At 62.9% G+C, this 12840-nt stretch carries 14 protein-coding genes; 11 read left to right on the forward strand and 3 right to left on the reverse strand.

The window, feature by feature from the left end; all coding sequences use genetic code 11:
• Positions 1–104 precede the first annotated feature (104 nt).
• Both H3H51_RS07560 and H3H51_RS07565 read left to right on the forward strand, forming a co-directional pair.
• Positions 105–536 (forward strand): hypothetical protein, encoded by a 432-nt coding sequence (locus tag H3H51_RS07560; RefSeq protein WP_183088441.1) that lies wholly within the window; start codon positions 105–107, stop codon positions 534–536.
• Positions 537–714: 178 nt separating this feature from the next.
• On the forward strand, positions 715–2823 hold the full coding sequence (locus H3H51_RS07565; RefSeq protein WP_183088442.1) for a molybdopterin oxidoreductase family protein: 2109 nt from the start codon (positions 715–717) through the stop codon (positions 2821–2823).
• Positions 2824–2844: 21 nt separating this feature from the next.
• On the opposite strand, the gene H3H51_RS07570 is transcribed toward H3H51_RS07565, so the two are convergent.
• Positions 2845–3603 (reverse strand): substrate-binding periplasmic protein, encoded by a 759-nt coding sequence (locus H3H51_RS07570; RefSeq protein WP_183088443.1) that lies wholly within the window; start codon positions 3601–3603, stop codon positions 2845–2847.
• A 204-nt stretch (positions 3604–3807) separates the two neighbouring features.
• Between H3H51_RS07570 and grxD the strand changes: the two genes are divergently transcribed.
• Positions 3808–4137, forward strand: coding sequence for a Grx4 family monothiol glutaredoxin (gene grxD, locus H3H51_RS07575; RefSeq protein WP_183088444.1), 330 nt, complete (start codon positions 3808–3810; stop codon positions 4135–4137).
• Positions 4138–4193: 56 nt separating this feature from the next.
• On the opposite strand, the gene bfr is transcribed toward grxD, so the two are convergent.
• Complete coding sequence (gene bfr / locus H3H51_RS07580; RefSeq protein WP_183088445.1) at positions 4194–4664, reverse strand: bacterioferritin; 471 nt, start codon at positions 4662–4664, stop codon at positions 4194–4196.
• 300 nt (positions 4665–4964) lie between these two features.
• Here bfr and H3H51_RS07585 point away from each other — a divergent pair, with 300 nt between their 5' ends.
• From H3H51_RS07585 to H3H51_RS07600, 4 genes are all read left to right on the forward strand, one after another.
• Positions 4965–5345: a DUF2784 domain-containing protein gene (locus tag H3H51_RS07585; RefSeq protein ID WP_183088446.1), complete on the forward strand. Its 381-nt coding sequence runs from the start codon at positions 4965–4967 to the stop codon at positions 5343–5345.
• 123 nt (positions 5346–5468) lie between these two features.
• Positions 5469–6290, forward strand: coding sequence for a CBS domain-containing protein (locus H3H51_RS07590; RefSeq protein WP_183088447.1), 822 nt, complete (start codon positions 5469–5471; stop codon positions 6288–6290).
• Positions 6287–7093, forward strand: a complete 807-nt coding sequence (locus tag H3H51_RS07595; protein WP_183088448.1) for an N-acetylmuramidase domain-containing protein — start codon at positions 6287–6289, stop codon at positions 7091–7093. Before H3H51_RS07590 ends, H3H51_RS07595 begins: the two co-directional genes overlap by 4 nt.
• Before the next feature lie 161 nt (positions 7094–7254).
• The gene (locus H3H51_RS07600) at positions 7255–8058 is read left to right on the forward strand and encodes an SDR family oxidoreductase (protein ID WP_183088449.1); all 804 of its coding nucleotides are present in this window, start codon (positions 7255–7257) and stop codon (positions 8056–8058) included.
• Positions 8059–8178: 120 nt separating this feature from the next.
• On the opposite strand, the gene rapA is transcribed toward H3H51_RS07600, so the two are convergent.
• Entirely contained in the window at positions 8179–11040 is a 2862-nt protein-coding gene (rapA, locus tag H3H51_RS07605; protein WP_183088450.1) for an RNA polymerase-associated protein RapA, read from the reverse strand.
• 166 nt (positions 11041–11206) lie between these two features.
• On the opposite strand from rapA, the gene H3H51_RS07610 reads away from it, so the two are divergent.
• From H3H51_RS07610 to ccoM, 4 genes are all read left to right on the forward strand, one after another.
• Complete coding sequence (locus H3H51_RS07610; RefSeq protein ID WP_183088451.1) at positions 11207–11503, forward strand: aspartate-semialdehyde dehydrogenase; 297 nt, start codon at positions 11207–11209, stop codon at positions 11501–11503.
• 38 nt (positions 11504–11541) lie between these two features.
• Positions 11542–12144 carry an alpha-ketoglutarate-dependent dioxygenase AlkB family protein gene (locus tag H3H51_RS07615; protein ID WP_183088452.1) on the forward strand — a complete coding sequence of 201 codons (603 nt, stop codon included), beginning with the start codon at positions 11542–11544 and terminating at the stop codon, positions 12142–12144.
• Positions 12141–12299, forward strand: coding sequence for a hypothetical protein (locus tag H3H51_RS07620; protein ID WP_183088453.1), 159 nt, complete (start codon positions 12141–12143; stop codon positions 12297–12299). The genes H3H51_RS07615 and H3H51_RS07620 overlap by 4 nt, the downstream gene beginning before the upstream one ends.
• A gap of 91 nt (positions 12300–12390) precedes the next feature.
• A complete protein-coding gene (ccoM, locus tag H3H51_RS21270) occupies positions 12391–12513 on the forward strand; it encodes a cytochrome c oxidase subunit CcoM (protein WP_268945815.1) in 123 nt (40 codons plus the stop codon).
• The last annotated feature ends 327 nt before the right edge of the window (positions 12514–12840 follow it).

Consider the following 12840-nt stretch of genomic DNA (forward strand, 5'->3'; position numbering starts at 1 on the left):
TGCCCTTGAGCCGAGGCGGTGGGGTGATCACCATGGATGCGGCCTTTGACAAGGCACTCGTGCCCCGGTGGGGCCCATGGACCTCCTACTGCAATTGGATTTGTATGAAAAAGATCGCTTATATCGCCGCTGCATCCACCCTGGCTCTGCTCACCGGTTGTGCCAGCCACACCATCAGCCAGCCGACCGCCGCGCTGGAAGGCGCCGTCAAAACCGACCTGAAAGCAGACGTGAAAGTCGGCGAGACCATCACCGGTCAATCGTCCCTGAACATCCTGTTCAACGTGATCAAGTTCGGTGGCGACAGCAAGTTCGCCGACGGCGTTTCCTACGGTGCCAGCGAGAGTGGTTTCGCCCTGGGTCTGGATCCGGTTGCCGCGGTCAAATCGGCTGCTGCCTTCAACGCTGTGAATGCTTCCGGCGCCGACGTCATCGTTGCTCCGCGTTACGTCGTAGACGTTCAAGACTACTTCGTGTTCAAGAAAGTCAGCGTCAAAGTCACCGGCCAGAAAGGCACTGTGACGTCCATTCGCTAAGCACCTGTGCGGACCTGCTCGCAGGTTCGCTACAGATTCGCGGTGTGATGACTGAATCGGCGGGCATGATGCTCGTCGATTCATGAAACCTAGGCCACTGGCCAAGCATTCCCCTAGCCGCCATAGTCTTGTATCCACGACCTGACCGGTCGTCTCGAAGACTATAAGAGGCTAGGCCATGACCAAGACCCTCCATCACCGTGCCTGCCATCTCTGCGAAGCCATCTGCGGCCTGAGCATCGAGACCGAAACCCTGGCCGACGGCAGCCAGCAGATTCTTTCCATCAAGGGCGACGCCCAGGACAGCTTCAGCCGCGGCCATATCTGCCCCAAGGCCGTGGCCCTGCAGGACATCCAGAACGACCCCGATCGCGTGCGCCAACCCATGCGCCGCACTGGCGACAGCTGGCAGGCAATCGGCTGGGATGAGGCCTTCGCACTGGTGGCCGAGCGCCTGAGCGCAATCCAGGCGGCCCACGGCAAGAACGCCGTGGCGATCTACCAGGGCAACCCCAGCGTGCACAACTATGGGCTGATGACCCACAGCAACTACTTCCTGGGCCAGTTGAAGACGCGCAATCGCTTCTCCGCCACCTCGGTGGACCAGCTGCCCCATCACCTGACCAGCTACCTGATGTACGGCCACGGCCTGCTGCTGCCGATCCCGGATATCGATCACACCCAGTTCATGCTGATTCTCGGCGGCAACCCGCTGGCATCCAACGGCAGCATCATGACCGTGCCTGATGTGGAGAAACGCCTGAAAGCGCTCAAGGCGCGTGGCGGCAAGCTGGTGGTGGTCGACCCGCGGCGCAGCGAAACGGCGGGCATCGCCGACCAGCATGTGTTCGTCCGCCCGGGTAATGACGCGGCCTTGCTGCTCGGCCTGCTCAATACCTTGTTCGAGGAGGGCCTGACTCGCGTCAGCCACCTGCCGATCAATGGCCTGGATCAGGTGCGCACGGCGATTGCGGCCTTCAGTGCCGAAGCGATGAGCGAGCGTTGCGGTGTGCCGGCGGCGACCATTCGCCAGTTGGCGCGGGACTTTGCCGCTGCCGAGTCGGCGGTCTGCTACGGGCGCATGGGGGTTTCCACCCAGGCGTTCGGCAGCCTGTGCCACTGGCTGATCCAGCTGATCAACATGGTCACCGGCAACCTCGACCAGCCTGGCGGTGCGTTGTGCACCACGCCGGCGGTGGATCTGGTGGCGACCACTTCGGGTGGGCATTTCAACGTCTGGCAGAGCCGCGTGTCCGGCCTGCCGGAGTACGGTGGCGAGTTGCCGGTGGCGGCGCTGGCCGAGGAGATGCTGACGCCGGGCGAGGGGCAGATTCGCGCCCTGGTCACCGTGGCGGGCAATCCGGTGCTGTCCACGCCCAACGGTCGCCAGCTGGAGCGCGCGCTGGACGGTCTGGAGTTCATGCTCAGCGTCGACTTCTATATCAATGAAACCACGCGCTACGCCGACCTGATCCTGCCGCCGACCGCGCCGCTGGAGCACGACCACTACGACACCACCTTCAACGTGTTCGCCGTGCGCAACGTTACCCGCTTCAACGAGCCGGTACTGGCCAAGCCGGCGGGCGCGCTGGATGACTGGGAAATCTTCGTCGGCCTGGCCCAGGCCTTTGCGGCCAAGCAGGGCACGGAACTGAAACCGACCAAGGCGCCGCAGCAGATGATCGACATGGGCCTGCGGTTTGGCCCTTATGGCGACCAGTCCGAGTACAAGCTCAGCCTCGCCGCGCTGCGCGAACAACCCCACGGTATCGACCTGGGGCCGTTGCGGCCGAACCTGGGTGAGCGCCTGAAGACGGCCTCCAAGGCCATCGAGGCGGCGCCGGAACTGCTGGTGGCCGACCTGGCGCGTTTCGCGGCCCAGGCGTTGCCGGCGGAGGGCGAGCTGGTGCTGATCGGCCGCCGCCATGTGCGCAGCAACAACTCGTGGATGCACAACTACCATCGTCTGGTGAAGGGCAAGCCGCGTCATCAGCTGTTCATGCACCCGCAGGACATGGCCGGGCGTGGCCTCAGCGACGGCCAGCGCGTGCGCGTGCAGTCGCGCGTCGGTGCGATCGAGGTGGAAGTGGCGGCCAGCGAGGACATGATGCCCGGCGTGGTCAGCCTGCCTCACGGCTGGGGCCATGCCCGCCCCGGTGTGCAGATGGGCATCGCCAGTGCCCAGCCGGGTGCCAGCGCCAACGACCTGACCGATGAACGACAGCTCGATGCGGTGTCCGGCAATGCGGCGCTCAATGGTGTGCCGGTGCAGGTCGAGGCGGCTTAGTCAGGTACAGTTGCTGCCGGGTCAGAGATGTACGCCGTAGGCGGCGTATATCTTCTCGATGGTGCCTTGCTGCTTGAGCTGCACGATCGCCGCGTCCAGCTTGTTCAGCCAGGCCGCATGGGCCGGGTGGACGCGCATGCTCACGTCGTATGAGCTGATCACATCGCCGATCTCCAGCTGGCGGTACTCCGGCACTTCGCGCCGGTGGTACTGGGCGATGGCCTTGTTGACGATGATCTGGTCGAAGCGCGACTTGGCCAGCATGCTCAGCAGTTGCTGTTCATTCAGGCCGTTGCGTCGATCGAGCTGCCCGGAAGCGACCAGTGTCGCCAGCTCGGGGTAGGCATAGCCGCGCACCATACCCACCGACTTGCCGCGTAAATCCTCGGGTTGCTTCACCGCAAAGGCCTTGTGTGGCGCGAAGACCAGCACATCGACCACCTTGCCGAAGGGCACCGAGAACACGCCCGGCGTCGATTGGTCCCGCACCCAGCCGGGGTAGACGCCCGGCTCAATGTCGAGCTTGCCTTCATTGAACAGCAGGCCAATTCGCGGATAGGGGTAGTACTGCACGTTGAAGTGGTCGCCGGTGAGTGTGGCCAGCGCATCGAAAATATCCTGGTAGATACCCCGCCGGCCGTCCTCGATCATCATCGGCGGGTAGTCGTAAAAGCCCACTTCGAAGGTGTCGGCGTGAGCGCTGTGCATGAACCAACAGAGGCACAGCGCACCTAGCGTTTTGAGCAGCCCCTTCACCGTATTACCCTCGATTCTCGTCATCGCCTTGTTCCAGCATAGTTGCCTGATTGCCAATCTCTGCGAAGAGCGTGTGCGAAGAGAGTGCCTGGATGATGGCTGTGCACTACATGGCTGTGCACTGCGTCGGAGTCCCTGTGCCATCCCCGAGCCAGCTGCTGGGTTTTTCGGTTACAATCGCGGCATCCCGCCCGGCGCTGGTCCGGGGACGTTCAGATGAGGTGAGTCGTGGATATTATCGATACCATCAAAGATCAAATCGCCAACAACACTATCCTGCTGTACATGAAAGGCTCGCCGAACGCCCCTCAGTGTGGTTTTTCGTCGAAAGCCGCACAGGTAGTCATGGCCTGTGGCGAGAAGTTCGCCTACGTGGACATCCTGCAGAACCCGGAAATCCGCGCCAACCTGCCGAAATACGCCAACTGGCCGACCTTCCCGCAACTGTGGGTCGGTGGTGAGCTGGTCGGCGGTAGCGACATCATGACCGAGATGTTCGAGAAGGGTGAGCTGCAGACCCTGATCAAGGAAGCCGCACAAAAGGCCAGCGCTGAGTAATTTCAGCCTGGAATGAAAAAGCCCCGCATTGCGGGGCTTTTTTTTGGGCGCTGGATTTACTCTTCCATCTGCGATTGCAGGTAGTTCTCCAGGCCGACTTTGTCGATCAGGCCGATCTGGGTTTCCAGCCAGTCGATGTGCTCTTCCTCGGATTCGAGGATTTCTTCCAGCAGTTCGCGGGTGCCGTAGTCACCGACGCTCTCGCAGTAGGCGATGGCGGTTTTCAGGTCGGGAACGGCTTGTTGCTCGAGTTTCAGGTCGCTGCCGAGCATTTCCTTGGTGTTCTCGCCGATCATCAGCTTGCCCAGGTCCTGCAGGTTGGGCAGGCCCTCGAGGAAGAGGATGCGCTTGATCAGCTTGTCCGCGTGTTTCATCTCGTCGATGGACTCGTGGTACTCGTGCTCGCCGAGTTTTTTCAGGCCCCAGTCTTCGTACATGCGCGCATGCAGGAAGTATTGGTTGATCGCCACCAGCTCATTGCCGAGGATTTTGTTCAGGTGTTGGATGACTTTCTTGTCGCCTTTCATGATTGGCCTCGTCGGAGCAGGTGTCAGTAGCTGCGTAGTTTGCGCTGCAAGTTATATATCGTCAAATATAAACTATTGAATTATATATAAAAATTAATATAAATAAGAATGTTTTTGTTCTGCATCTAGTTAGTAAGTTATTGAATTTATGGCATAAGTGCCATGCGGGTTGAACAGCGCCCCGTGCAACTTGCCGCGCTGCAGTTGTGCGAACTAAATAGCGGTAAGCGGGAATGCATCTTATTGCCCTGAGGCAATGTCCCAGTAGCGTCGAATGAGAGTCCTGCGAGGCGTGTATCCATGATCTGGCGGTTGGCGGCGGATGCCGTGGTGCTGGTGCACCTGCTGTTCATTGTTTTCGTGTTGTTCGGTGGCCTGCTGGTGCTGCGTTGGCGCTGGCTGGCCCTGTTGCATCTACCCGCTGCAGCCTGGGGCGTGGCGGTGGAGTTGCTGCACCTGTACTGCCCGCTGACGCCGCTGGAAAACCAGCTGCGCCAAGCCGCTGGGGAGGGTGGTTACAGCGGCGGCTTCGTCGAGCATTACCTGATCCCGCTGATCTACCCGGCCGGGCTCACGGCGCAGACCCAGCTGTGGCTGGGCGGCGTGGTGCTGCTGGTCAATCTGGCCATCTACGGGCGCCTGCTTCGGCAATTGCTGTTCCAGCGAGCCAGGGTGCTATAGCGAAGTGCTCTAACACGGCCGTTACACAGGCCTAGCGTTAGTTGCAGCAAGACCCGTTTTGCACTTGCCGTATGAGTGATGGGCGCACCTCGAACCCGTCTCCATCCGGCAAGGAGCTCCGCGATGCCCACGTCGATCATTCTCCTGCTCCTGGCGGCCGGCATTCTGCTGGTCGCCGGCTCGCTGCTGCTGCGGGTGTTCTCCGACGGCAAGTACGAAATCAAGACCATCGACCTGGTGTTCCTGGTCATCCCGCTGCTGGTGGTGGCGCTGGCTACCGGCAAGCTCAAGGGCATCGACATGTTTGGGGTCAAGGCAGACCTCAGCGAGCTGCTGGCCGATGCGGCCAAGGGCAAGATCAAAGAGCAGGTGGCGCCGGCCCAACAACTCACCGTGCAGGACGCGGTGCAGATGGTGCAGATGGCCGGCAAGGGCGGCATGCAGGAGTTGCATGTGCTGATCGAGCGCAAGATCGAGGCGCTGGAACTGCGCCTCGGTCGTGGCGGCTATTACGCCCCGGCGATCCGTACCTATTTCGAGGCCCTGTCCGGCAGTTCCTACCTGCGCGTGGTGGTGGTCAACCAGCCGGACGGCAAGCTGTTCGGCATGTTCAACGCAGCCAACCTGATCAGCTATCTGCGTGTGGCCGGAGACAGCGGCTATGACCAGTTCCAGCAGCTGCTTAACAGCCGCGATGCCGCCAGTTGGGCCGAGCTGAGCAAACTCCCCGGTTTCGTCGGCGTGGCTTCGGCGGTGCGCACCAGTACCTCGCGGCGCGATGCCTTGCAGCGCATGGAAGACCTGCGCACCGACGTGCTGCCGGTGACCAATGCCGAGAACTATTTCATGGGCACGGTGGAGCGCAGCAAGCTGACCGCCAGCCTGATCCTGGCCGCCACCCAGAACCTGGACGGTCAAGCCAAGCCAAAGGAGGAGCCACGATGAACTTCACGGACAAGGCCTTGCCGCTGACCCGCACCGGGCTGGCTGACGCACTGGCGCGCCTGGAGCTGGGCAGCGGCCAGGCGGCGGCACTCTGGGCGGTATTCGAGGTGGAAACCGCCGGGGTGACCCAGGGTTTCGGCTTTCGCGCCGATCGCCGGCCGCAGATCCTCTTCGAGCGGCATATCTTCCGCAAGCAGACCCAGGGCCGCTTTGATGCCGAAGCCGATGTGTCCGGGCCACAAGGCGGTTACGGCGGCCTGGCGGGCCAATACGCCAAGCTGGAGAAGGCTGTCGCGCTCTGCGAAAAGGCCAAGCTCGGCGCCGAGGCTGCGCTCTGTTCTGCATCCTGGGGGCTGGGCCAGGTGATGGGCTTCAATCACCAGAGTGCCGGCTTCGCCACGGCCACGGCGATGGTCAATGCGATGGTCAAGGGCGAGGACGCGCAATTGGCCGGCATGGTCGGCTTCCTCATCGACAACGGGCTGGATCGCCAGCTGCGCGCGCAGAACTGGGAAGCCTTCGCCCGTCGCTACAACGGCCCGGCCTACGCCAAGAACCACTACCACCTCAAGCTGGAGGCTCAGTACGCGCGCTTCTCCACCGGCTCGATGCCGAATATCGAAGTGCGTACCGCCCAGGCCGGTTTGCTGGTGCTGGGCTTCTCGCCGGGCAAGATCGATGGCGTGATGGGTGCCCGTACGCGCTCGGGTATCGCCAGTTTCCAGCTGGCCCATGGCCTGCCCAATAGCGGCGAGCTGGATGCGCAAAGCTACGACAAGTTGCTGGCGGCGGCGTTTACCTGACGGGTGTTGTGCCGTGTTGGCAAGCACGGCGCTGGGTCAGGGCTGTAGCGGATTCTGCGGCCGCTGTTGTGGATCGTCATTCAGCACTCTAATGCTGCGCCGCGACGGGGTATGCCTTGGCTACACTCGCGCTACCTCACCACAAGAACAAGGCAAGCAGTATGCAAAATCGGATGATGATCACCGGCGCCGGTTCCGGTCTGGGACGTGAATTTGCCCTGCGTTGGGCGCGTGAAGGCTGGCGGCTGGCGCTGTGCGACGTCAACGAACAAGGCCTGGCGGAAACCCTCAAACTGGTCCGTGAGGCCGGCGGTGACGGTTTTACCCTGCGCTGTGACGTGCGCGACTACAGCCAGCTCACCGCCGTAGCCCAGGCCTGCGAGGAGCGCTTCGGCGGCCTCGATGTGCTGGTCAACAACGCCGGTGTGGCGGCCGGTGGCTTCTTCAGCGAGCTGACCCTGGAAGACTGGGACTGGCAGCTGTCGATCAACCTGATGGGTGTGATCAAGGGCTGCAAGGCGTTCCTGCCGCTGTTGCTGGAAAGCAAAGGCAAGATCATCAACATCGCCTCCATGGCCGCGCTGATGCAGGGCCCGGCGATGAGCAACTACAACGTGGCCAAGGCTGGCGTGGTATCGCTCTCGGAAAGCCTGTTGATCGAACTCAAGGGCAGTGGCGTGGACGTACACGTAGTTTGCCCATCGTTCTTCCAGACCAACCTGCTGGACTCCTTCCGTGGCCCGACTCCGGCCATGAAGCAGCAAGTCGGCAAGTTGCTGGAGAACAGCCCGATCAGCGCCCAGGACATCGCCGGCTATGTCTACGACGAAGTAGCCAAGGGCGCGTTCATGATCCTGCCGCACGAAGAAGGGCGCATGGCCTGGAAGATCAAGCAGCAGAATCCGCAGGTGATCTACGACCAGATGGCGCAGATGTCCGACAAGATGCGCAGCAAGATGGTTTAAACCACGGCTTGCGGGTACGAAAAAGGGCGGCCAATGGCCGCCCTTTTTATTTGCTTGCTAATCCGTAGGGCGGGTGCAACCCGCGCCACTGGCAACGCGGGTTGCACCCGCCCTACAAGGTTAACCGGCCACCAGCACGCGGATCGCTTCCAGGCGCAGGGCGGCCTTGTCGAAGAACGCCAGGCCGCTTTCCAGTTGCTTGCGCAGGGCATCGATCTCGCTGTCGCGCACCGTCGGGTTGACTGCCTGCAGGGCGGTCAGACGGCCGATTTCCTCGCCCAGGCTGTCGATGAAGCGCTTGCGCGCCGCTTCGACCCGCTCGACATGGCGTGGCGCGATCTTCGCCTCGGTGGCGTTGATCTGCTTGCTCAGCACCTCGCGCTGGGCCTGGATGAACTTGTTGGCGCTGGCGCGCGGCACGGTTTCCAGTTGGTCGTTGATGGTTTCGAAGGCCACCTTGCTGGCCAGGTCGTTGCCGTTGCCATCGAGCAGGCAGCGCAGCGCCACCGGCGGCAGGAAGCGCCCGAGTTGCAGCGAGCGCGGTGCCACCACTTCGCTGACGTAGAGCATTTCCAGCAGCACGGTGCCGGGCTTGAGCGCCTTGTTCTTGATCAGCGCGACGGCGGTGTTGCCCATCGAGCCGGACAGCACCAGGTCCATGCCGCCCTGCACCATGGGGTGTTCCCAGGTGAGGAACTGCATGTCTTCGCGCGACAGCGCCTGGTTACGGTCGTAGGTGACGGTCACGCCTTCGTCGTCGCCCAGTGGGAAGCCGGCGTCGAGCATCTTCTCGCCCGGCTTGAGCACCAGGGCGTTTTCCGAATGGTCTTCGCTGTCGATGCCGAAGGCGTCGAACAGCTCTTCCATGTAGATCGGCAGGGCGTACTGGTCATCCTGCTCGGCGATGTCCTCGACCAGGCGCTCACCGCTACCGGCGCCACCGGAGTTGAGCTCCAGCAGGCGGTCGCGGCCGCTGTGCAGCTCGCTTTCCAGGCGCTCGCGCTCGGTTTTGGCTTCGTCGAGCAGGGTTTGCCAGCTTTTGTCGTCGCTGTCTTCCAGCAGCGGCAGCAGGCGCGGGCCGAACTGGTGCTGCAGGGCGTTGCCGGTCGGGCAGGTGTTGAGGAAGGCGTTCAGCGCCTGGTGGTACCACTGGAACAGACGCTCTTGCGGGCTGTTCTCCAGGTACGGCACGTGCAGCTGGATGGTGTGTTTCTGGCCGATACGGTCGAGACGGCCGATGCGCTGCTCGAGCAGGTCCGGGTGGGCCGGCAGGTCGAACAGCACCAGGTGGTGGCTGAACTGGAAGTTGCGGCCTTCACTGCCGATTTCCGAGCAGATCAGCACCTGGGCGCCGAATTCCTCGTCGGCGAAGTAGGCGGCGGCGCGGTCGCGCTCGAGGATGCTCATGCCCTCGTGGAACACCGTGGCCGGGATGCCGGAGCGCACGCGCAGGGCGTCTTCCAGGTCCATGGCGGTTTCGGCGTGGGCGCAGATCACCAGCACCTTGAACTTCTTGAGCATCTTCAGGGTGTCGATCAGCCAGTCGACGCGCGGGTCGAACTTCCACCAGCGCTCTTCTTCGCCGGTTTCCAGCTGGGCCTGGTAGCTGACTTCCGGGTACAGGTCGGCATGTTCGCCAACCGGCAGCTCCATGTATTCCGAAGGGTTGGCCAGCGGGTAGGGGTGCAGCAGGCGCTCGGGGAAGCCCTGCACGGCGGCGCGGGTGTTGCGGAACAGTAGGCGGCCGGTGCCGTGGCGATCCAGCAGCTCGCGCACCAGGCGCGCAGCGGCTTCGCTGTCGCCATCGGTGACGGCGGCCAGCAGCGCCTCGCCTTCGTTGCCGAGGAAGCCCTTGATGGTGGCGTGGGCCTGCTCGGACAGGCGGCCTTCGTCGAGCAGTTCCTGCACGGCTTCGGCGATTGGCTTGTAGTTGGCACTCTCGGCGCGGAACGCGGCGAGATCGTGGAAACGGTTGGGGTCGAGCAGGCGCAGGCGGGCGAAGTGGCTTTCCAGGCCCAGCTGTTCCGGGGTAGCGGTGAGCAGCAGGACGCCAGGGATGACCTCGGCCAGTTGCTCGACCAGGCGGTATTCGTCGCTGGCCTTTTCCGGGTGCCAGACCAGGTGGTGGGCTTCGTCGACCACCAGCAGGTCCCAGCCGGCGGCGAAGGCGGCGTTCTGCGCCTTCTCACTGTCCTTCAGCCATTCCAGCGAGACGAGGGCCAACTGGGTGTCTTCGAAGGGGTTGTCGGCATCGCTTTCGACAAAGCGCTCGGCGTCGAACAGGGCGACTTCCAGGTTGAAGCGCCGGCGCATTTCCACCAGCCATTGGTGCTGCAGGTTCTCCGGCACCAGGATGAGGATGCGCGAGGCGCGGCCGCAGAGCAGCTGGCGGTGGATCACCAGGCCGGCTTCGATGGTCTTGCCCAGGCCCACTTCGTCGGCCAGCAGGACGCGCGGGGCGACCCGGTCCGCGACCTCTCTGGCGATATGCAACTGGTGGGCTATGGGCTGCGAGCGGGTGCCACCCAGGCCCCACAGGTCGGACTGCAGCAGGCGGCTCTGGTGGTCGAGGGTGTGGTAGCGCAGGGCGAACCAGCTCAACGGGTCGATCTGCCCGGCGAACAGGCGATCGCTGGCCAGGCGGAACTGGATGAAGTTGGACAGCTGGGTTTCCGGCAGGCTGTAGGGCGCGTGCTGGGCATCGAAGCCGTGGTAGACCAGCAGGCCGTCGACGTCCTCAACCTCCTGCACGGTCATCTTCCAGCCCTCGAAGTGAGTGATTTCGTCACCCGGGGCGAAGCGCACGCGGGTCAGCGGCGCGTTGCGCTGCGCGTACTGGCGGGTTTCCCCGGTGGCGGGGTAGAGCACAGTGAGCAGGCGGCCATCCGTCATCAGGATGGTGCCCAGGCCGAGTTCTGCCTCGCTGTCGCTGATCCAGCGTTGCCCCGGTTGATATTGCTGCACAGTGCCACTACTTGCCATGGAAAGCCCTACCTGCGAAAAAAGCCGCGTATGTTATCGGAACGCCGCGCCCAGAGCGACGTCCCGCTGAATCTATCGGTCGGCCTCGAGTCCAAAGTGTAGCGAGCGCTGGTTCAAGTTGATGGCCGTCTGGCCGACAGCCGTTCTATCTAGGGGAGATAAACCGATGCTGCCGCCCATCCCTCATAGTCTGGCCCCCATCACCGCCCAGCAGGACGTGATCAAGCCGCGCCCGGACATTCAGCCGGTCACTCCGGTGAATGAGAGCAGCCAGGAAAGCGCGGTGGAGCTGGATCGTCGTCACCCGCAGGAAGCCGAGGAGCTGCTGCGCGAGGAGCAGCGCCGTCGCCAGCGCCGTGGCTACACCCCCGAGGAGATCGCCGAGGGCGAGGTGGCGAAGAAGGATGAAGAAGCCCTCGACGAATTGCCCCGCCAGGGGCTGTGGGTAGATGTGGAAGTCTGAAGCGCAGACAATCCCTATCCCGCCTGCCATTGATCGCCATGGACCTGTTCGATACCCCTACCGTGCAACTGCCCGACGCCGAGCTGGAGTTTCTGCCGCATTGGCTGGACGCCGCCTGCGCGGATCGCTGGCTGGCGCAATTGCAGGCCGAGACGCCCTGGGAGCAGCCGCAGGTGTTCCTGCATGGCAAGCACTACCCGGTGCCGCGCCTGTTGGCCTGGTACGGCGATGCGCAGGCCAGCTATCGCTATTCCGGCCTGATCCATCAGCCGCTGCCCTGGACAGCGCTGCTGGCCGAGATTCGCGCGGCGGTGGAGCAGGTTGCTGGCCAGCGCCTGAATGGTGTGCTGCTCAACTATTACCGCGACGGCAACGACTCGATGGGCTGGCACAGCGACGACGAGGCGGTGCTGGGGCGTGATCCGCTGATCGCTTCGCTCAACCTTGGTGGCACGCGGCGCTTCGATCTGCGGCGCAAGGGGCAGACGCGCATCGAGCATTCGCTGGAGCTGGGGCATGGCGCGCTGCTGGTCATGCGTGGCGCAACCCAGCATTATTGGCAACATCAGGTGGCGAAGACCGGCAAGTCGGTGGCGCCCCGACTCAACCTTACATTCCGTCTGATCCGGATCCAGCCATGAGCAATGACGACAAGCTGATCGACTTCGGTGCCGAGCGCGACAAGCGCATCCACGACCTGCGCGACAAGAAGCTCGACGAGATGCGCCAGGCCTTCGAGCAGGCGTTGCCGCTGAGCAAGGCCAAGAAGAAGGTCAAGAAGCCGAAGAAGCGTTAGCCCCACTTCTATTGACCTCGGTCAATATCCCCTCAGGCCCCTGCGCGTATCTTGAAGCCATCTCCAACAGGCTCCCCGCAGGAGGCCCACCATGTTTATCGATACTGTGGTTCTCGCCGGCATCGGCACAGTCGCTCTGATGTTCGCCTTCTTCGGCGGCGTCGGCTTTTTCATCTGGAAGGATGCCCATCGGGTACCGGTCAAAGCTGACTGATCCTTCCGGTTCACGTGCACGCAAGGCAATTTAGGGCGACTTCGGTCGCCCATTTTTTGTTCTTCGCGGATTGATGCGGAGCTTTTGGGGCTGGGCTGTTTACTGAGTGTTCCGAGGCCTCTGGTTTCGCCCTCCCGGGCGAGTCACTTTCTCTTTGCTCGCGCGAAAGAGAAAGTAACCAAAGAGAAAGCGCGCCCGGCATCCGGGTTTCGCTACGCGAAACTTCCCTCGCTCCGGTGTTGCTCCGGAGGCCGGCGTACAAGGGCCATCCCTGGCCCTTTACGCCTCTCGCCGCATCCATGCGGCTCACTCCCCTACGCAACACCT

The organism is Aquipseudomonas ullengensis, assembly GCF_014174475.1.
GTDB classification, from domain to species: Bacteria; Pseudomonadota; Gammaproteobacteria; order Pseudomonadales; family Pseudomonadaceae; genus Aquipseudomonas; species Aquipseudomonas ullengensis.

Excerpts from the sequence above, each read along its gene's own strand:
- H3H51_RS07600 (WP_183088449.1), top strand. The coding sequence starts at position 7,255 with ATGCAAAATCGGATGATGATCACCGGCGCCGGTTCCGGTCTGGGACGT.
- H3H51_RS07570 (WP_183088443.1), bottom strand. The coding sequence starts at position 3,603 with ATGACGAGAATCGAGGGTAATACGGTGAAGGGGCTGCTCAAAACGCTA.
- H3H51_RS07610 (WP_183088451.1), top strand. The coding sequence starts at position 11,207 with ATGCTGCCGCCCATCCCTCATAGTCTGGCCCCCATCACCGCCCAGCAG.
- H3H51_RS07565 (WP_183088442.1), top strand. The coding sequence starts at position 715 with ATGACCAAGACCCTCCATCACCGTGCCTGCCATCTCTGCGAAGCCATC.
- H3H51_RS07595 (WP_183088448.1), top strand. The coding sequence starts at position 6,287 with ATGAACTTCACGGACAAGGCCTTGCCGCTGACCCGCACCGGGCTGGCT.
- bfr (WP_183088445.1), bottom strand. The coding sequence starts at position 4,664 with ATGAAAGGCGACAAGAAAGTCATCCAACACCTGAACAAAATCCTCGGC.
- H3H51_RS07560 (WP_183088441.1), top strand. The coding sequence starts at position 105 with ATGAAAAAGATCGCTTATATCGCCGCTGCATCCACCCTGGCTCTGCTC.
- H3H51_RS07615 (WP_183088452.1), top strand. The coding sequence starts at position 11,542 with ATGGACCTGTTCGATACCCCTACCGTGCAACTGCCCGACGCCGAGCTG.
- H3H51_RS07585 (WP_183088446.1), top strand. The coding sequence starts at position 4,965 with ATGATCTGGCGGTTGGCGGCGGATGCCGTGGTGCTGGTGCACCTGCTG.
- H3H51_RS07590 (WP_183088447.1), top strand. The coding sequence starts at position 5,469 with ATGCCCACGTCGATCATTCTCCTGCTCCTGGCGGCCGGCATTCTGCTG.
- rapA (WP_183088450.1), bottom strand. The coding sequence starts at position 11,040 with ATGGCAAGTAGTGGCACTGTGCAGCAATATCAACCGGGGCAACGCTGG.
- ccoM (WP_268945815.1), top strand. The coding sequence starts at position 12,391 with ATGTTTATCGATACTGTGGTTCTCGCCGGCATCGGCACAGTCGCTCTG.
- H3H51_RS07620 (WP_183088453.1), top strand. The coding sequence starts at position 12,141 with ATGAGCAATGACGACAAGCTGATCGACTTCGGTGCCGAGCGCGACAAG.